The 18,059-nt window shown below is 71.2% G+C and carries 20 protein-coding genes; 8 read left to right on the forward strand and 12 right to left on the reverse strand.

The window, feature by feature from the left end:
* The first annotated feature begins 4 nt into the window (after positions 1–4).
* Positions 5–1,126: an acetyl-CoA C-acyltransferase gene (locus tag EP757_RS20825; protein ID WP_127548483.1), complete on the forward strand. Its 1,122-nt coding sequence runs from the start codon at positions 5–7 to the stop codon at positions 1,124–1,126.
* Here EP757_RS20825 and EP757_RS20830 read toward each other — a convergent pair.
* The 4 genes from EP757_RS20830 to EP757_RS20845 are packed head-to-tail and all read right to left on the reverse strand — an operon-like array spanning position 1,110 to position 4,403.
* Positions 1,110–2,159 carry a nitronate monooxygenase family protein gene (locus EP757_RS20830; protein WP_127548485.1) on the reverse strand — a complete coding sequence of 350 codons (1,050 nt, stop codon included), beginning with the start codon at positions 2,157–2,159 and terminating at the stop codon, positions 1,110–1,112. The genes EP757_RS20825 and EP757_RS20830 overlap by 17 nt on opposite strands.
* The gene (locus EP757_RS20835; protein ID WP_127548487.1) at positions 2,156–2,845 is read right to left on the reverse strand and encodes a CoA-transferase subunit beta; all 690 of its coding nucleotides are present in this window, start codon (positions 2,843–2,845) and stop codon (positions 2,156–2,158) included. Before EP757_RS20835 ends, EP757_RS20830 begins: the two co-directional genes overlap by 4 nt.
* Positions 2,842–3,669 (reverse strand): CoA transferase subunit A, encoded by an 828-nt coding sequence (locus EP757_RS20840; RefSeq protein ID WP_127548489.1) that lies wholly within the window; start codon positions 3,667–3,669, stop codon positions 2,842–2,844. The genes EP757_RS20835 and EP757_RS20840 overlap by 4 nt, the downstream gene beginning before the upstream one ends.
* Positions 3,666–4,403, reverse strand: a complete 738-nt coding sequence (locus EP757_RS20845; protein WP_127548491.1) for an enoyl-CoA hydratase family protein — start codon at positions 4,401–4,403, stop codon at positions 3,666–3,668. The genes EP757_RS20840 and EP757_RS20845 overlap by 4 nt, the downstream gene beginning before the upstream one ends.
* Before the next feature lie 49 nt (positions 4,404–4,452).
* On the opposite strand from EP757_RS20845, the gene EP757_RS20850 reads away from it, so the two are divergent.
* Genes EP757_RS20850 through EP757_RS20860 form a run of 3 tightly spaced genes read left to right on the forward strand, consistent with a single transcriptional unit; the run spans position 4,453 to position 7,854 of the window.
* Positions 4,453–5,181: an SDR family oxidoreductase gene (locus EP757_RS20850; protein WP_127548493.1), complete on the forward strand. Its 729-nt coding sequence runs from the start codon at positions 4,453–4,455 to the stop codon at positions 5,179–5,181.
* Positions 5,182–5,233: 52 nt separating this feature from the next.
* Positions 5,234–6,742, forward strand: a complete 1,509-nt coding sequence (locus tag EP757_RS20855; RefSeq protein ID WP_127548495.1) for an aldehyde dehydrogenase — start codon at positions 5,234–5,236, stop codon at positions 6,740–6,742.
* Between the two features lie 41 nt (positions 6,743–6,783).
* Positions 6,784–7,854, forward strand: coding sequence for an MBL fold metallo-hydrolase (locus tag EP757_RS20860; RefSeq protein WP_232050602.1), 1,071 nt, complete (start codon positions 6,784–6,786; stop codon positions 7,852–7,854).
* Here the strand turns inward: EP757_RS20860 and EP757_RS20865 are convergent.
* Genes EP757_RS20865 through EP757_RS20890 form a run of 6 tightly spaced genes read right to left on the reverse strand, consistent with a single transcriptional unit; the run spans position 7,816 to position 13,321 of the window.
* A complete protein-coding gene (locus EP757_RS20865; RefSeq protein WP_127548499.1) occupies positions 7,816–8,436 on the reverse strand; it encodes a TetR/AcrR family transcriptional regulator in 621 nt (206 codons plus the stop codon). The two genes, EP757_RS20860 and EP757_RS20865, sit on opposite strands and share 39 nt — an antisense overlap.
* 16 nt (positions 8,437–8,452) lie before the next feature.
* Positions 8,453–10,555 (reverse strand): hypothetical protein, encoded by a 2,103-nt coding sequence (locus tag EP757_RS20870; protein WP_127548501.1) that lies wholly within the window; start codon positions 10,553–10,555, stop codon positions 8,453–8,455.
* A gap of 34 nt (positions 10,556–10,589) precedes the next feature.
* Positions 10,590–11,042: a pyridoxamine 5'-phosphate oxidase family protein gene (locus EP757_RS20875; RefSeq protein WP_370457843.1), complete on the reverse strand. Its 453-nt coding sequence runs from the start codon at positions 11,040–11,042 to the stop codon at positions 10,590–10,592.
* Positions 11,039–11,935, reverse strand: a complete 897-nt coding sequence (locus tag EP757_RS20880; RefSeq protein ID WP_127548503.1) for an SDR family NAD(P)-dependent oxidoreductase — start codon at positions 11,933–11,935, stop codon at positions 11,039–11,041. The genes EP757_RS20875 and EP757_RS20880 overlap by 4 nt, the downstream gene beginning before the upstream one ends.
* Before the next feature lies 1 nt (position 11,936).
* A complete protein-coding gene (locus tag EP757_RS20885; RefSeq protein ID WP_127548505.1) occupies positions 11,937–12,689 on the reverse strand; it encodes an SDR family NAD(P)-dependent oxidoreductase in 753 nt (250 codons plus the stop codon).
* Between the two features lie 41 nt (positions 12,690–12,730).
* Positions 12,731–13,321, reverse strand: a complete 591-nt coding sequence (locus EP757_RS20890) for a TetR/AcrR family transcriptional regulator (RefSeq protein WP_127548507.1) — start codon at positions 13,319–13,321, stop codon at positions 12,731–12,733.
* An 89-nt stretch (positions 13,322–13,410) separates the two neighbouring features.
* Between EP757_RS20890 and EP757_RS20895 the strand changes: the two genes are divergently transcribed.
* Positions 13,411–14,493, forward strand: coding sequence for a zinc-binding dehydrogenase (locus tag EP757_RS20895; protein WP_127548509.1), 1,083 nt, complete (start codon positions 13,411–13,413; stop codon positions 14,491–14,493).
* A complete protein-coding gene (locus tag EP757_RS20900; RefSeq protein WP_127548511.1) occupies positions 14,493–15,521 on the forward strand; it encodes an LLM class F420-dependent oxidoreductase in 1,029 nt (342 codons plus the stop codon). The genes EP757_RS20895 and EP757_RS20900 overlap by 1 nt, the downstream gene beginning before the upstream one ends.
* Here the strand turns inward: EP757_RS20900 and EP757_RS20905 are convergent.
* Complete coding sequence (locus tag EP757_RS20905) at positions 15,518–16,153, reverse strand: hypothetical protein (RefSeq protein WP_127548513.1); 636 nt, start codon at positions 16,151–16,153, stop codon at positions 15,518–15,520. The genes EP757_RS20900 and EP757_RS20905 overlap by 4 nt on opposite strands.
* A gap of 58 nt (positions 16,154–16,211) precedes the next feature.
* A complete protein-coding gene (locus EP757_RS20910; protein ID WP_127548515.1) occupies positions 16,212–16,751 on the reverse strand; it encodes a MarR family winged helix-turn-helix transcriptional regulator in 540 nt (179 codons plus the stop codon).
* Positions 16,752–16,802: 51 nt separating this feature from the next.
* Between EP757_RS20910 and EP757_RS20915 the strand changes: the two genes are divergently transcribed.
* Together EP757_RS20915 and EP757_RS20920 are read left to right on the forward strand one after the other, a co-directional pair.
* Complete coding sequence (locus EP757_RS20915) at positions 16,803–17,258, forward strand: nitroreductase/quinone reductase family protein (protein ID WP_127548517.1); 456 nt, start codon at positions 16,803–16,805, stop codon at positions 17,256–17,258.
* Positions 17,259–17,286: 28 nt separating this feature from the next.
* On the forward strand, positions 17,287–17,976 hold the full coding sequence (locus tag EP757_RS20920) for a hypothetical protein (RefSeq protein WP_127548519.1): 690 nt from the start codon (positions 17,287–17,289) through the stop codon (positions 17,974–17,976).
* Positions 17,977–18,059 lie beyond the last annotated feature (83 nt).

The raw sequence follows: 18,059 nt of genomic DNA on the forward strand, positions 1-18,059 counted from the left end.
AACAGTGGATGCGTATCTCGTGGGTGCGGTGCGGAGCCCGGTCGGCCGGCGTGGCGGGCTGCTCTCCGCCGTGCATCCCGCTGACCTGGCCGGAGGTGTCATCAGCGCGCTTCTGGAGCGGACCGGCGCCGACCCGGCGGCCGTCGACGACGTGATCCTCGGGTGCGTCGACACGCTCGGTCCGCAGTCCGGTGACATCGCGCGAACGGCGTGGCTCGCGGCCGGCCTACCGGAACACGTTCCCGGTGTGACGGTCGACCGGCAGTGCGGTTCCGGGCAGCAGGCCGTGCACTTCGCGGCGCAGGCGGTGGCGAGCGGGACGGCGGAGCTCGTCGTGGCGGGCGGCGTGCAGAGCATGAGCCAGGTGCCGATCGGCAGCGCCATGGGACTCACCGGTCCCTATCAGGGGTCGGCCGGGTGGGCGGCGCGCTATGGGGCGCAGCCGATCAGCCAGTTCCGCAGCGCTGACGAGATCGCGGTGAAGTGGGGGCTGAGCCGTGAGGCGCTGGAGTCATATGCGCTGGAGAGTCACCGGCGGGCCCTGGTGGCGATCGACGATGGCATTGTCACATCCGAAATATCGGGCATGACAGTGGACGAATGCCCTCGTCGTGACACCAGCCGGGAGCGGATGGCGGCGCTCAGGCCTCTTCGCGAGGGCGGGGTGACCACTGCGGCGACGTCGAGTCAGATCGCTGACGGCGCCGCTGCTCTGCTGGTCGCGAGCGAGGCGGGTCTGCGGCGGCACGGGTTGACGCCTCGGGCCGGGATCCGGCACATCTCGGCGCGAGGGGACGATCCGGTGCTGATGTTGACGGCGCCGATCGCGGCCACCGGGCACGCGTTGCGCAGGGCCGGAATCGACATCTCAGATATCTCGCGTTTCGAGGTGAACGAGGCTTTCGCCAGTGTGGTGCTCGCCTGGCTGGCCGAAACCGGCGCCGATCCCTTGACGGTCAACGTCAACGGAGGCGCGATCGCTCTCGGGCATCCGCTCGGGGCCACCGGCGCGCGGCTGCTCGTCGGCATGCTGCACGAGCTGGAACGCTGCGGTGGTCGCTTCGGCCTGGTCACCATGTGCGAGGGCGGCGGCCAGGCGAACGTCACCATCATCGAACGGCTCTGAGCCGCTCCAGCCGCTCGTCCGCCTCCTTCATGATCCGATCGATCAGCTCGGCGCACGACGGTAGATCGTCGATCACGCCGGTGACCTGGCCGGCGGACATCACTCCGTACTCGGGCCGCCCCTCGACCATCGCCGTTCGCAACAGGATCGGCGTGCTCGCCGCCCGTATGGTCTGCGCCCAGCTCATCGCGCGCCCGTGCCGCGCATGCCGGCCCGCCCTGATCAGTTCCGGCCAGCTCAAGCCGGCGAGACGGCGGAACGCGAGCGCGTGCCGGGTGGCGCGCAGCAGGGCGCCGACGCTTCCCGAGCGTTCCAGACCTTGGATGTACGGGGTGAGCAGCACCCGATGAGGAACACCGTCCACATGAGTGGTGACCACGGTCCCGGTCACGCCGGCGTCCAGGTAATGCTGCTTGACCAGTGTCGATACGGGGCTGTCCGTGGTCAGCAGGAAGCGCGTGCCCATCGCGATGCCGGCCGCGCCGTACGCGAGTGCCGCCACCAGCCCTCGCCCGTCGAAGAAGCCGCCGGCCGCCACCACCGGGATGTCGACGGCGTCCACGACCTGCGGCAGCAGCAGCGTCGTCGGCACCGGGCCGGTGTGCCCGCCACCTTCGCCGCCCTGGACCAGCACGGCGTCGGCGCCCCAGCCGGCCACCTTCTCGGCGTGCCGGCGCGCACCCACCGACGGCATGGTCAGGATCCCGTGGTCCTGGCACTTTCTGATCAGGTCCCGATCAGGCGCGAGAGCGAACGAGACGAGCCGGACCTCCTCCCTGATCAGCAGATCGACCCGTTCACCGGCGTCCGGAGCGTCCGCCCGCACGTTCACCCCGAACGGCGCCCCGGTCCGCGCCCGGATCGCCCCGATGGTGTCCCGCAGCTCCGCCAGACTCATGGTCGCCGAAGCCACGATCCCGAACCCGCCCGCCTGCCCCACCGCCGACACCAGCCCGGCCCCGGCAACCCACCCCATCCCGGTCTGCACGATCGGATGCCGACAGCCGAGCAACTCGGTGAGAGCGGTCTTCATCGATCGCGCAGGGCGTCGGGGTCGAGGTGGGACCGGATCAGTTCCAGCTCGCCGGCGGTGGGCGAGCGGGTCTCGGCGACCTCAGCGGGAATGGTCAGGGGGAAGCCGGTGGCTGCGGTGATCTCGTCGACCGTTACGCCGGGGTGGCGGGAACGCAGGCGCATCGCGTGGCCGGGGGTGTCGAAGTCGAGGACCGCCAGGTCGGTGACTACGACGCGGATCTCGTGCGCGCCGCGGTTCCAGCCTATGCCGGAGACCATGTCGACGTGCGGGACGAAGACGCGGGGGGAGTGGCGCGGTACCCAGTAGCTGGTCGTGTGGTTGATCGTGTTGCCGGGGGCGCCGCGGACGCCGAGGAGCTGGCGGCGTGGCCGTTCCCAGTCGCCGATGCAGGAGATGTTCGAGTTGCCGTGCTGATCGAGCTGGCTCGCGCCCATCATGACGTGCCGCCGGCCGGCTGCGACCAGGGCGAAGACCTGCCGGTACGGGAGCCAGCCCTCGATCCCGTCGTCCCGCATCAGGGTGGCCTCGCCGTCGGTGACCAGCAGGTCCGGCGCGAACGTCAGCTGAGCGAGGCGGGCTCCCAGCTGCGGGACGACCCCGGCGAAACTGGCGAGGACCGCCCCGTCGCCGCGCCACGCCTCGGCGCAGGCGACCACGCAGACCTCGGTTCGGGTAGCGGTCATCGCACGACGGCCTTCTGGTAGCCGGCCTCGTCGACGTCCAGGTAGCGGGCGCGGAAGGTGTCCCAATCGGTCGTCGCGTACTCCCGCTGGAACTCCTCGTCCCGCCCGTAGTCCGGCACGCAACTGGTGAAATGCGCGCCGTGCGGGGTCTCGGCGACGGCGTCGATCATCGAGCGGTTGGTGAGGAGCGTCTGCGGGGGACCGCTGTCGATCAGGTCGGCGGTGGACAGGAGGCGTTCGCAGGTGAGGAGGCGTCTCGCAGCGGCCAGGCAGAAGAGGTCGTCGAAGTAGGGGTCGGGTCCGAGATAGCGGCCGTTTCCGTGGGCGTCCGCCCGGTTGAGGTGGATCATCGCCACATCGAGCGGGACAGCGGGCATCGCGACGAGTTCCTCGTGCGGAGGATAGGGGGAGCGGACCGTCGTCAGTGCGGGATTCACGCGCATGACGTCGGAGCCCAGCCCGGCCCTGATCGGCAGGAAGGGCAACCGGTTGGCAGCCGCGAGGAGACCCCAATACAGCATGCCTTCGTCGTATTCGGCGAGCCCGACACCTCCTTCTTGCCGGGCGGAGGCGAAGCGTGGTTCCACGGGAATGCTGTCGAGTGAGACGAACCCCGTGATCACGCGGCGAACGCAACCCGCCGCCACCAGCAGGCCGACATCCGGGCCGGCGAAACTGACGATCGTCAGATCTCGCAGACCGGCCCGCGCGACCGCCCTGACCAGCGCCATCGGCTTGCGGCGCGAACCCCATCCGCCGATCCCGACGGTCATCCCGTCCCGGATCTCCGCGACCATCTCGTCGAGGCTCAGCAGACTGCTCATCGGCCCTCCACGAACTGCTGCCGCGCCCGATCCCCGGCCCCGTTGAGATTGAGCTCGAAGGTGAATCCCTGCTCGAACCGGTAGGACCGCTTCACGTCGATCGGGTCGATGCCGTTGAGCGCCTCCTTCGCCATCCGCACGACGACCGGATCCTTGCCGGCGATCTCCTCCGCGACCTTCCGTGCCGCCGCCCGCAACTGCGCGCGAGGTACGACCTCCAGCACCGTCCCGAACCGGAGAAGGTCCCGGGCCGGAACCGTCCGGCACGTGTAGACCATGGTCCGCATCAGTTGGTGGGGAACGAGCCGGGACAGGTGGGTGGCGGCCCCGAGCGCTCCACGATCCACCTCGGGGAGTCCGAAGACGGCATCATCCGCGGCGACCACGAGATCGGCGTTGCCGGCCAGGCCGACACCGCCGCCGAGGCAGAAGCCGTGCACCGCGGCGATGACCGGAACCGGGCAGTCGTAGACGGCGGCGAACGCGGCGGCGCATCCCCGGTTGGCCGCGAGCAGCGCGTCGTGGCCGTCGGTCCGCTGCATCTCCTTGATGTCGACGCCCGCGCAGAAGCCGCGTCCCCCGGCGGCCAGCACCACGGCCCGGGTGCCCGAATCCGCGCCCGCTGCGGCGAGGGCATCGGCGAGTTCCCGCCAGCCGGATGACGGCACAGCATTGACCGGCGGGAAGTCGATGACGACCTCGGCGACCGCGCCTCGATGAAGCTGCACGCCCATGTCGGCGAGCTTAACCTAGCGCTTGCTTGGTGAGGAAGGATCGATCTGCATGGACGCCTTGGACTTCACCGGCCGCTCGGTGATCGTGACCGGTGGCACCCGCGGCATCGGCGCCGCGATCGCCCGTGCCTTCCGGACCGCCGGAGCACGGGTCCTGGTCTGCGGGCGGAACCAGCCCGACTCCGTCGCCGAGGAGTTCTTCCGGGCCGATGTGCGCGACCCGTACCAGGCATCCGCCCTGGTCGCCGAGGCCGTGCGGAGGTACGGGCGGCTCGACGTGGTGGTGAACAACGCCGGTGGCGCGCCGCAGGTCTTCGCGGACGCGGCGTCACCCCGGCTGCACACCGCCGTGATCGACCTGAATCTGACCGCGCCGCTGCACGTGAGCCAGGCGGCGAACGCGGCGATGCGCGACCAGCCGGGCGGCGGCGTGATCCTGATGATCAGCAGCGTGAGTGGTGTGCGACCGTCGCCGGGGACCGCTGCCTACGGGGCGGCGAAGGCGGGACTGCTTCATCTGGCGGCGTCGCTCGCCGTGGAGTGGGGGCCGAAGGTGCGGGTGAACAGCCTGGTCGTCGGCCCGGTGTCGGAGGGTGCCCACGATCCGGTGGCCGCTCGCGCGGTCCCGGCCGGGCGGCCCGCCGCGCCCGAGGACGTCGCCGGCGCGTGCCTGCTGCTGGCGTCGCCGCTCGCCGGCTACGTGAGCGGCGCCGCCCTGGCGGTCCACGGTGGAGGCGAGTGGCCGGCCTACCTGGCGGAGCTGCGCACGCGGGCGTAGTGTCCACCGAAACCGGGAAACTAGAACACGTTCCAGTGGAGGTGCGGCGGGCATGGTTCTCTCCATCAAGGCGAAACGCGACGAACTAGGCATCTCCACCGGCGAACTGCTCGTCGCCGGGTCCTGGCGCCCGGCTGCCGACGGCCGCACCTGGGTTCATCCGCATCCGGCCACCGGCGAGGAGGTCGGCGCGTTCGCCGTCGCCGGCGCCGAGGACGTGGACGCCGCCGTGCGGTCGGCCCGCCGGGCGTTCGACGAGGGGCCGTGGCCGCGTACCCGGGCGAAGGAACGCATCCGCGTGCTGCGCCGCATCGCCGACGCGATCCGCGCGGACGCCGTGGATCTGCAGGCCACCCAGGCCCTGGACAACGGAGTGCCGATCAGCTTCGGCGAGACGTACGCGATGTCGGTCGAGTGCGTCGCCGACGTCTTCGAGCATCACGCCGGCTGGGTCGACAAGCTCGCCGGCGAGACGCTGCCCGGCTACCAGGGCGGCGAGCACCTGGTGATGACGCTGCGCGAGCCGGTCGGCGTGGTCGCCGCGATCATCCCGTGGAACGGCCCGCTGCTGCTCGCCGCGCAGAAGCTCGCGCCCGCGCTGGCGGCGGGCTGCACGGTGGTGCTGAAGCCGAGCGAGTTCGCCACGTTCTCCGCGCTGCGCCTGGCCCGGATCGTGGCGGAGGCCGGCCTGCCCGAGGGCGTGCTCAACGTGGTGACCGGCCCCGGCGAGCCGACCGGCGACGCGCTGATCAGCCACCCCCTCGTCGACAAGATCACCTTCACCGGCAGCCGGGCGGTCGGTCAGAAGGTCCTCGCCGCTGCGGCGAACGGTGTCCGCCGGACCAGCCTGGAGCTGGGCGGCAAGAGCCCGTCGCTGGTCTTCCCGGACGCCGACGTCTACGCCGCCGCGACCACCACGATGGGCACCGTCACCCTCGGCCTCTCCGGCCAGGCCTGCGTGGCGCACACCCGGGCGCTGGTGCACCGCGACGTCTACGACGAGTTCCTGGCGATCGCCGAGGCGATGGCCGCGCTGGTCAACTACGGCGACCCGTTCCACCCGGAGACCACCGCGTCGCCGCTGATCAACGAGCGGCAGCTGAACCGGGTCCTCGGCTACATCGAGCGCGGCCGGGCCGAGGGCGCCCGGCTCGTGGTGGGCGGCGGCCGGCCGGACGGTGAGCTGGCAGCGGGCAATTTCGTGCAGCCCACGGTCTTCGCCGACGTCTCGAACGACGCCACGATCGCCCGCGAGGAGATCTTCGGCCCGGTTCTCGCCGTCGTGCCGTTCAGCGACGAGGAGGAGGCGGTCCGGCTGGCGAACGACACCTCGTACGGGCTGGCCGCCACGGTCTGGACCGGTGACGTTAAGCGTGCCCTGCGACTCGCCCGCGCGGTCCGGGCCGGGACGGTCGGGGTCAACGGCTACCAGTTGGAGCCGCACGTGGCGTTCGGCGGATTCGGCAAGTCCGGGCTCGGCAGGGAGGGTGGTCGCACGTCGGTCGAGGCGTACACGGAGGTCAAAACGGTCTTGATCCCCACCACCGACGAGATGATGTAATCTCACCTTCCTAGACGACAGTCGTCTAGGAAGGGATGCGCGTGGAAGCGATCGTCGCGGTCGAGGTGCCGATTCCGAACAACCCGTTGCGTTACACGCTGTCGTACCTCATCCCCGGCGATCACGGCCTCGTCGTCGTCGACCCGGGCTGGGACAGCGACATCGGCTGGAACGCGCTGGTCACCGGCCTCGCGTCAGCGGGTGCGACACCGGCCGACGTGACCGGTGTGGTGCTCACCCACGTTCACCCCGATCATCACGGACTCACCGGGCGGCTCCGGGACGCGTCCGGCGCCTGGATCGCCATGCATCCGGCCGAGCGCGCGTCGATGCTGCGCGACCGGGAGACCGCGCCGAGTCACGCCCTCGCCGATTGGATGCGCACCTTCCGCGTTCCCGATTCCGAGATCAAGACCCTGCTGGGTACGTTCGGAGCCGCCGTCGACGAACACTTCGCCCCCTTAGCCGACGCCACCGTGTTGCTCGAGGACGGTGACTTCGTACCCCTGCAAGGCCGCAGGCTGAAGGCGATCTGGACGCCGGGGCACACGCCCGGCCACCTGTGCCTGCTCGAACCGGACGCTCAGGTGCTGCTCACCGGCGACCACGTGCTGCCCCGGATCAGCCCCAACATCGGCCTGCAGCTCACCGGCGGCGATCCGCTCACCGACTATCTGGCGTCGCTTTCCAAGATCTCCCGGTACGACGACTGCGAGGCTCTGCCCGGCCACGAATACCGGTTCCGGGGCATCGCGGCCCGATGCGCCGAACTCGACCACCACCACCGTGAGCGCTGCGACGAGATCGTCGAAGTCACCGAGCGGCTCGGCAACCCGGACATCTGGCAACTGGCCTCCTCGCTGACCTGGTCGCGGCCGTGGGACCGGATCGGCCCGATGAAGGTCGGCGCCGTCGCCGAGACCGCCGCGCACGTGGAGTTGCTGGTCCGCGAGGGCCGCCTCACCTGGAACGACTCAGGCGCGACCCTGTCCGCGGGCTCGGCGGTGCCGGGCCCACCGGCCGCCGGGTCATTGGCTGCCGGGTCATTGGCCGCCGGGTCGGCGGCTGCGGGGTCATCGGCTGCCGGGTCGTTCGTCGGTGGGGGTCACTGAGCGCAGGACGAAGTCGACCAGTTCCTCGGCGTACTCGTCGGCGCCCGCCGCCACCTGGTCGCGCAACCGTGCCGGCGCGACCAGGGCGTGGTTGAGCGCGCCGCCACTGATCGTGTCGAGTAGCAGTGTCACGCTCGTCCCCGGCCCGAGCTGTCCGCGGTCGATGCCACGCCGCACGATCGCGCGGGCCGCCGTGGCCTGCGACTGCAGGAACCGGTCGAGATGCTCCTGCCCGGCCGGCACGCTCGCCGCCTCGATCGTGAGCCGCAGCACCGCGCCGCCGTCCTCACCGAGGAACGCGCTCAGGACCTGCCGGGCCAGTGCCACGAGATCGTCGCGTACCGATCCGGTGTCGATGTCCTTGACCCCTGACAACCGGCTCGCGAGCGCCGCCACGAGCAGCGCCTCCTTGTTGGGCCAGCGCAGGTAGATCGACGCCTTCCCGACCCCGGCCCGCCGCGCCACCGCGTCCACCGAGAACCCGGCCCACCCCTGAGCCCCGAACACCTCCGCCGCGGCCCGGGTGATCCGTTCGTCGACCTCGGGATCGCGGGGCCGTCCCTGCGGCGTGGATACGGACATGACCGAGCAGTTTAGGTCACGTGAGGAGCCGGATGGCGGCGTGCAGTTCGCGGCGCAGGCGCTCGTCCCGCCAGACGGCCTCGTCGCTGTCCCCGTCGAGCCGTTCGTCCTGCTCGGCCAGCCGGGTCAGCGCGGGCGCGGCTGCGGTGGCCCGCATCCTGACCAGCAGGTCGATCGCCGCACTTCCGGCATGGGCCTCGGCCACCGACGCGAGCAGCGGACCGATCAGCTCGGCGGGGTCGGTGCCGTGCAGCCAGAGAGCCCGAGCCGCGTGGTTCCGGGCGTATTCGTCGCCCAGCGCACCGCGGAGAGCGGGAACCAACGCAGCGCTCGCCCGGTCCTCGCCGCCTGTCTGGTCCTCGCCGCCTGTCTGGTCCTGGGCACCTGTCTGGTCCTGGGCGCCGGCCTGGTGCTCGGCCATGTCGGCGGCCAGGGCGGCGGCCGTGCGGGCGGGGGTCCCACCGAGGCGGAGCACAGCGTCGATCGTCGGCAGGGCCTCACCGGTCTCGCCGGTCGCCCTCCACACCACTCGAGCGGCACCGATCTGAGCGTCACGTTCGGGGAATGTCCCGCCCGGCCGCCCGGTCAGCAGATGCCGCAGAGCGGGAACCAGCGGTGCGGCCGCCGCCCCGGCGTCGGCGATCAGGTCGTAGTCCCAGACCGGGAACCGCCCCTCCGACATGGCGATGAGATCCCCGCCGGCCGCGACGAGGGGTTCGGTCTCACCGGTCACCCGCCACAGCGCGTGAGCAGCACGAACCCGATCACCCGGCGACCGAGCACCTTCCACGATCCGCCGCAGGGCAGCCGCCGCCGGTGAGGTGGCGATTCGGGCCAGGGTGGTGGGGACTGCCCAGGGTGCGGTGTGGGCGGCTGCCTCTATCTCGGGGATCGCCTCTGCCGCGGCCGGGCCCCAGGAACCGAGGAAGGTCACCAGGCGGATCACGTGGTTGCTGTCCGTGCGGGTGGAGAGTTGGGCGGTGAGGCGGCTGCGCGCGGCGCTGAGCAGGGACTCGTCGAACAGGAGGTCGTTTCCGGACAGGCCTACCGACCAGGGGTCGGTTCCGGCCGACCAGGCTGCCTTCAGCGGTTCTCCGACCCGGGGGTCGCCCAGCCTGATCAGGGTGGCCAGGGAGAGTTGGGCGGGGCTGTAGCGCAGGTCGTCGATGACGCCGTATGCCGTCCTGAGGAGATCGTCGGCGACGGCGGCGGCTGCGTAACCGGCGTGGCCTGCCGCTCTCGTGGCCGCGGCCCGCACGTCCGGGTCCGGGTCGGTGAGCAGCGCCTTCAGCTGCGGCATCATCCGCACCGGCGCGGACCTGCTCGTGCCGAACGTCTCCGTCAGCGTGCGGGCGGCTCGCAGCCGGCCTTTCGCGGTGGTGAGCCGCTTGCCCTTGGCGCCTCGGGAGTGGAGGGACAGGGCGGCTGACAGGGCGTCCGCGGTGGTGGGGTCGGTGGTGGACAGGACCTCGGCCAGGGCGTCGCGCTCGCACCACGGGGTGTGCCAGGACTCGTCCGCGCTGAAGGCCGCCGCGATCGCTGCGATGGCGTCGGCGGGGATCGGCAGGGCTGCCCGGGTGAGGGCCAGGGCCGCGGCCGCCGGCACCGGGAGCCGCTCGGTCAGGGCGGCCGTTCGCAGCAGGGCGGGATCGATGCGGGCGAGGGCCATCAGCAACGACGACCGGACCCGGGGATCCTCTTCGGCGGCCCAGCGCTGGTGGAGCGCCGCGGTCACGGCTGGGGAGTGGGTCGCGGACGCGTTACTCACCGTGAATGGGACGGTCTCTCGTACCAGATGATCTGGATCTTGGAAAAGGGGAAGCAGGGACTCGACGTGGGGCGCCAGCGCGTCGCGGATCGAAGAGGCGTCGGCCATCGCGCCCAGGATGTAGAGCAGCTGGTCACGATGAGGAACGTCGGGGTGCAGGGCCAGCTCGATCAGGAACGGGACGGCCGCCACCGCGGCCGGGTAGACGGTGCCCTGGTGCCAGAGGGACGAGGCGAACGCGTCCAGCGACTCGTCCGCCCGGGAGGGATCGGCCAGACCTTGGAGGATCGACGGCGCTTCCGAGCACGGACCGTAAGCGCCGTCGAGAGCTGACCAATCCACATCGTTCACGCCATCGAGCATGGTCTCACCATAGAGTGGAAGATCAGCTGAGCAGTTTGCGGTGGTCCCAGCTGGCGATCCGATCCGGTTCGACGAGGTACGCGACGCGCTTACGGGCGGCGTGCGCGACGTAGGCGTCGAGGGCCTCCCGTGGCACGTCCGGCATCCGGGCCGCGATGAGCGTGCCGACCTCGGTGACCCCGGGCAGGTCGTCGATCGGCTTGACCGTGCCGGACACCTGGACGCCACGCAGTTCGAAGTAGTCCTCGCCGTCCTCGACCAGGCAGGTCAGCCGGGGGTCGCGGGCCAGGTTGAGCGCCTTCTGCGAGGTCCGGTACGTCCAGAAGGCGATCTTGCCGGCGGACAGCCCGAAGAACATCGTGACCAGGTGCGGTGTGCCGTCCGGGTTGATCGTCGCCAGCTGCATCTTGCGGGTGGCCGAAAGCAGGCCGGTGACCTCATCGTCGGTCATCGACACCGCGTCGCGCTGTTTCACCGCGACTCCCCCTCAAAACCGATGGTTTTATCGGCCAACGGTAATGTCTCCTCGCACAGGAAGCCCGGCCTGGGCGGGTCCTCGGTGAAGATCGTGCTGAGCGCGGCCTCCAGCTCGTGCGGGGTCCAGACGCCGGTCGCCGCGTGGAAGGCGGCCCGGACCGTCGGCGGCCCGAGGACCGCCACGACGCCGCCGTGCACCACGAAGACCTCGCCGGTGATGCGGTCGCCGGCGGGTCCGGCCAGGTGCAGGACGAGGGGTGTCACGTGTTCCGGCGCGAGCGGGTCGGGGCCGTCCGGTGGCGGTCCCATCAGCTCGCCGGTCATCGCTGTGCGGGCGCGCGGGCAGATGGCGTTCGCGCGTACTCCGTAGCGTGCGCAACCCCGCGCCGTCGCCAGCGTCAGAGCGACGATGCCGCCCTTCGCCGCGGCATAGTTCGCCTGCCCCGCCGAGCCGAGGAGGAAGGCTTCCGAGGCGGTGTTGACGATCCGGGCGTACGGCGGACGACCGTCGCGTTTGGCCAGGTCCCGCCAGTGGGCGGTGGCGATCCGGGTGGTCACGAAATGCCCGCGCAGGTGCACCCGGACGACCGTGTCCCACTCCTGCTCGCTCATCGCGAAGACCATCCGGTCGCGCAGCACGCCCGCGTTGTTGACCAGCACGTCCAGGCTGCCGAACGTCTCCACCGCCGTCGTGACCAGCGCTTCGGCAGTCGACCACTCGGCGACGTCGCCGGGGCGGGCCACGACATCGCCGCCGATCGCCGCGACGGTCTCGTCCAGCGCCGGGCCGGGCAGATCGTTGAGGACCACCTGGTACCCCGCGCTCGCCAGGGCCGTCGCCTCGGCACGCCCGAGACCCTGCCCGGCGCCGGTCACGATGGCGACCGGCATGTCAGTAGCCCGGTCCGCTGAGCAGCCCGCCGTCGGCCAGGAATTCGGCGCCGGTGGTGTACGACGCGTCGTCCGAGGCCAGGAACGCGACGAGCCGGGAGATCTCGACGGGTTCGGCGAACCGGGCGATCGGCAGCTGCTTGAGGAAGCCGCTGCCGTCGACCGCCGTCATCGTCTGCGCCGCTGCCATGGCCATCGACGTCATCACGCCGCCGGGGTGCACCGAGTTGACCCGGATGCCGAGCGCCCCGAGCTCCTGCGCGGCCGAGCGGGTCAGGCCGCGGACACCGAACTTGCTGGCGCTGTACGCCGACAGCCCCGCGGCCCCGGCGAACCCCTCGATCGACGAGATGTTGACGATCGAGCCGCCGCCGGCCTCGCGCATCGCCGGGACGACCGCCCGGATGCCGAGCCAGGTGCCGACCAGGTTCACGTCGAGGACGGCCCGGAAATCCTCCTCGGTCATCTCGGCGACCGGGGCGTGCCGCAGGATGCCGGCGTTGTTGACCAAGACGTCGATATGCCCGAAATGTTGCGACGCGGCCGCGACGGCGTCCTTCCAGTCGTCGGCGCTGGTCACGTCGTGCCTGACGAACACCCCGCCGACCTCGTCGGCGACCCGCCGGCCCTTCTCCTCGAGCACGTCACCGATCACCACGCGGGCGCCCTCGGCGGTGAAGTGCCGCGCGTGCGCCTTGCCCATGCCGCGTGCTCCACCGGTGATCAGTGCGACCTTGCCGTCGAGCCGCCCCATCGCGCCTCCCTCGCCAACCAAGCAAGCGTTTGGTAGACAGGCTAGACCCGACGGGTGATTCCGTCGAACAGGAGCCGCAGCAACCCGCCGACGATCTGCTCGTCCGTCCAGGCGTTCTTGGACTGGGCCCAGGAGGTGGGTATCCAGAGGATGTCGCGCAGCAGCCGATACGTCAGCCGGGTGTCGAGATCGGCCCGGAACAGGCCCGACTCCTTTCCGCGTTCGAGCTGGTCGATCCAGGTCTCCTCGATCTCCTTCATGGCGGTCCGCAGGTACGCGAACCGCGGCTGCGCGGAGAAGTACGTCCAGTCGTTCTGCAGCATGGTCAGCGCGGCACGGTGCCGGCTCAGCGTGGCCGTGCTGGACCGCACGATCTGCTCGATCGCGGCCCGCGGATCCGGCTCGGCGGAGACGGCGCGATAGCCGTTCAGCACGTCGTCGAGGAACGCGCTGAGCAGCTCGTCGCCGATCGACTCCTTGGAATCGAAGTGGTGGTAGAGGCTGCCGGAGAGGATCCCGGCCGCGTCCGCGATCTCCCGGACGGTGGTGGCCCGGAAGCCCTTCTCGGCGAAGAGGTCGCCGGCGAGCCGGACCAGATGAGCACGCCGCTCGGAGTTCTTCGGAGTCGTCACCAGGTCATTATGCGATGTGCCCAAACGCTTGCTTGGTACCCCTGCCGTGGATAGCGTAGAACGCGTTCTACTGTGGAGGGGGTGCCGGGATGCGCGCGGCGGTTCTGCACACGATCGGCGACGAGAAGCTCGACATCCGGGACGACGTGACGGTCATCGGCCCCGGCCCCGGCGAGGTGCACCTCAAGGTCCGCGCCTCCGGCATCTGCCACTCCGACCTGTCCGCACTCAACGGGGGCCTGCCGCAACCGGTGCCGGCGGTGCTCGGCCACGAGGCGGCCGGTGACGTGATCGCGGTCGGGGACGGCGTCGACGACCTGGCCGCCGGCGACCGGGTCGCGGTCAACTGGCTGCCCTCCTGCGGGACCTGCTCGCACTGCCGGCGTCAGGAGCCGTACCTGTGCATGACGCATGTGATGGCCGGTTACGTGATGCCCCGGTTCGCCGCCGGTGACCTGCCGATCTTCGGGATGGCCGGGTGCGGCGCGTTCGCCGAGGAGATGGTCGTCCCGAGGGCCGGGGCCGTCAAGATCGACGACGATGTGCCGTACGAGGTGGCCGCTCTTGTGGGGTGTGGTGTCACCACCGGCGTGGGCGCGGTGATCAACACCGCGCGGGTGCGGCCCGGCGACACCGTCGTGGTGATCGGCTGCGGTGGCGTCGGGATCGCTGCGGTGCAGGGCGCCCGGGTGGCCGGCGCGTCGGTCATCGTCGCCGTCGACACGGTTGCGGCGCGGCACGAGGCGGCGAAGCGGTTCGGCGCCACCCACACCACCGACCCGGACGGCCTCGGCGATCTCTCCACGGAGCTGACCGGCGGCGAGGGCTTCGACTACGCGTTCGACATCGTGGCGATCCCGCAGACGTTGCGCACGGCCTGGACCGCTGCCCGCCGCGGCGGGACCGTCGTCGTCGTGGGCGCCGGGCGGGCCGATCATCAGGTCGAGTTCAGCCCGTTCGAGCTGCTCTTCGAGAGCAAGACCATGGTTCCCTCCTTGTACGGTTCAGCTGACCCGCACCGCGACTTCCCCCGGCTGCTCGGGCTGTGGCGTGCCGGACGGCTGGACATCGAGGGCATGATCAGTCGCCGGTTGCGCCTCGATCAGGTGGGTGACGCGCTCGCGTCGCTCGGCAGCGGCGACCTGATCCGCCAAGTGATCGTGCACGACTGATGCGTCTGGGCATCCAGATCGGTTACAGCGGTCAGGGGTTCGCCGACGCGGTCGACGAGGTGTGCGCGTTCGAGGAGGCCGGGGCCGAGCTGGTCGTGGTTCCCGAGGCCTACAGCTTCGACGCGGTCAGCCAGCTGGGCTTCCTCGCGGCCCGGACCCGGCGGATGCGGCTGGCGTCGGGGGTGATGCAGCTCTACACGCGTACGCCGACGCTGACCGCGATGACCGCCGCCGGCATCGACTACGTCTCCGGCGGCCGGTTCTCGCTCGGGCTCGGCGCCTCCGGCCCGCAGGTGATCGAGGGGTTCCACGGAGTCCGTTACGACGCTCCGGTCGCCCGTACCCGGGAGATCGTCGAGATCTGCCGGCGGGTGTGGCGGCGGGAGGTCCTGGAGTTCGACGGCGATCACTACCGGATTCCGCGGCCGGGGGACTACGCGAAACCGCTCAAGCTGATCAACCGGCCGGTCCGGGATCGGATCCCGGTGCTGCTGGCGGCCATGGGACCTCGCAACGTGGCCCTCGCCGCGGAGATCGCCGAGGGCTGGCAGGCGCTCTTCTTCGACCCGCGCGCGGCCGGCAGGGTGTTCGGCGAGGCGCTGTCCGACGGGCTCAGCCGGCGCGATCCCCTGCTCGGCCCGCTGGACGTGTCGGTGCCCGTGCCGTTCGCTCTCCACCCGGCGACACCCGCGATCCTCGGACCGCACCGCGCGCAGCTCGCGCTCTATCTCGGCGGGATGGGCGCCCGGGGCCGGAACTTCTCCAACGACCTGGTGAAACGGTACGGACACCCGGACGAGGCAGCGCTCATCCAGGAGCTGTTCCTCAGTGGCCGCCGTGCGGAGGCGGCGGCGGCGGTCCCGGACGATCTCGTGACGGCGACCTCGCTGGTCGGAACGCCGGACGAGATCCGGAGACGGCTCGGCGAACTGGAGTCGGCCGGGGTGACGACGCTGCTGGTCTCGCCGCTCGCCGCCACCCGGGCCGACCGGGTCCGCGATGTCGCCTCGTTGAGGGCCATGCTCTAGAGGAAGTCACCGTCGAACGGTCCGGGGCCGCCGTGGTGATGGCCGATCCCGCCCAGCAGCGAATCGAAGAGCAGCATGCCGCCGAGCGTTCCGGCGCCGGCCGCGAGAGCCGTCTTCCACCACGGTGTCGAGTAGTAGCCGGCCGGCATCGGGCGCCCGTTCTGGTAGCCGCCCGGGTAGTAGTAGGGCGTGGCCGGCGTCGGCCGCGGGCCCACCCGGTACGCGCCGAGGTCCTGTTCCTCGGCGATCGAGCCGACGCTCTGCGCCGACGCGAGCGGCGGCAGCTCCGGGCCCGGGTCGAGGCCGAGCGCGATCCGGGCGGCCCGCACGTAGGCGAGGCCCTCCAGCGCGCTCTCCCGGGCCAGCCGGAACTGGGTCACGGTCTGTGCCTGGGCGAGCTGGCCGCCGGCGGCCTGATGCCGTTCGGTGGCGTCGACCAGGGCCTGCCGGGCCAGATCGCTGTCGGCGCGCAGGTTCACCAGCTGGCCGCCGAGCCGTTCGTACCAGTGCCGGGCCTCGGCGCGAGCGTCCGCGAGCACATCGTCCCCGCGCGGCGCGCGACCACGCCGGTTGCCGGCCACCAGCGCCCCGATGCCGGCGCCTATCAGAAGCAGAAGCAGCAGAATCACCATGTCCCCACGGTGAGCTCCCGGTCTGAGCCGCACCGATGGGTTCTCTGTGCGCCCGCTGTCAGCCCGCCATCCCGCGGATCCGCTCGGCCTGTTCCCGCTGCATGGCGAGGCCCTGCCGGAGGAACCGGGTGATCAGTTCCAGCTCGGCGGGGGAGTAGCCGCCCAGCAGCCGCAGGCCGGCCCCGGCGATCGGCGCGTAGACGCGATCGAGCAGCTCCCGGGTCGCCGCGGTCACCGCCACGACCGCCCGCCGCCGGTCCTGCGGATCGACCTCCCGGGTCAGGTGCCCGGCGCTGACCAGCCGTTGCAGGGCCGTCGTGGTGGCGGCCGGGCTGAGCCGTGCCTCGCTCGCCACCGCCCCGGCCGTCATCGTCCCGGCCGCGCTGATCAGCCCGAGGATTCGCAGATCGGTCTGATTGACCCCGAGCCGCGCGGCGGCCGCCTCGTCGACCTCGTCGGCGGCCGCCCCGAACTCGGCCGACGCCTGAGCCGCAGCGGCCCGGATCTCAGCGGCCCGGATCTCGGCGGCCCGGATCTCGGCGGCCCGGATTTCAGCGACTTGGATCTCGGCGGCCTGCATCGCGGATTGTTTCGACACTCGAAGGAATATACCGTATGGAGAAAGCTTCGATCGTCGAAAGGATTTCTGATGTCCACGCTCGGCCTTCCCGCCTGGCTGCCGTTCGCGAACCGTGTCGTCCGCGGGCTCAACCGCCTCGGCCTGCGGCTCGGCACCATTCACGTGCTCACCGTCGCCGGTCGCCGGTCGGGGGTGCCGCGGCCCACGCCGGTCTCGCCGTTGACGCTCTCCGGCCATCGGTACGTCGTAGCCGGACTGCCCGAGGGTGACTGGGCGCGCAACGTGCGCGCGGCCGGCCGGGGCGAACTCTCGGCCGGTCGCCGCAGCGTCCCGGTGACCCTGCACGAGGTTCAGGATCCGCAGGTCAAGCAGCGGGTGATGCGCGCGTTCCCGAAGGAGGTGCCGGGTGGCGTGCCGTTCTTCGTGAAGCTGGGACTGGTCGGCAGGGGCGACCCGGAGGAGTTCGCGGCCGCCGCCGATCGGGTGGCGGTGTTCGAGATCGCAGGCGGCGGAAGACCGGATTAAACGGATAAATGCGGCCTAGGGTGACCTGATGGGAATCTTGCGAAAAGCGATCGTCGTCTCGCTCGCGGTCACTCTGCTCGTGCCGTCCACGAGTCCCGCGTCGGCGGCGCCGGCGCCGGAGAGCGGGCCGGGCAGGCTCGCCGACGCGCTGCTGACCGACAAGGATCTGCCGAAGGGGTGGGCCGTCTTCGACGCCGCCCTGATGGGCGGGATGCTGCCCGGCACGCTCGACCCGAACCGGCTGGGCGCCGACCCCTGCGCGCTGCCGGCTTCACCGCCCCTCAAGGACGTGGTGAAGCCGCCGAAGGGGCGGGCCGCCAAGAAGATCAAGCTGGAGTTCGCCGCGTTCATGAAGGGCGACGACGGCCCGATGCTGCTGCAGACCCTGGCCGGCACCGGCGAGAAGCTGGCCCGGGCCATGGTCGACGACACCCGGGAGATGCTGAAGCGCTGCCCGGTCCTGAAGAGCGACACCCTCGGCATCGAGATGTCGGCGCTGAAGAAGTTCCCGGAGGTCGGCGACGACTCGCAGGCCCTGAACATGACGGTGACGCTGAAGGAGGGCGACTTCGCGGTCGCGGTCCCCGGCAAGCTCGTCGCGATCGCGTCCGGCGACGTCTACGCGACGGTGGCGCTGGTCGGCACCGAGGAACCGGCGACCGCCGAGCTGAAGAAGCTCACCAAGCGGGCCCTGCGCAAGCTCGCCGAGACGCACTGAGTGTTTCCGGGCCCGGGAGCGCATTAGCGGCTGCCGGGCCCAGTCGCGCCAATACCCGCGAAATCGCCGTGAAAAGCACTCTT

Source organism: Actinoplanes sp. OR16 (assembly GCF_004001265.1).
Lineage (GTDB): Bacteria > Actinomycetota > Actinomycetes > Mycobacteriales > Micromonosporaceae > Actinoplanes.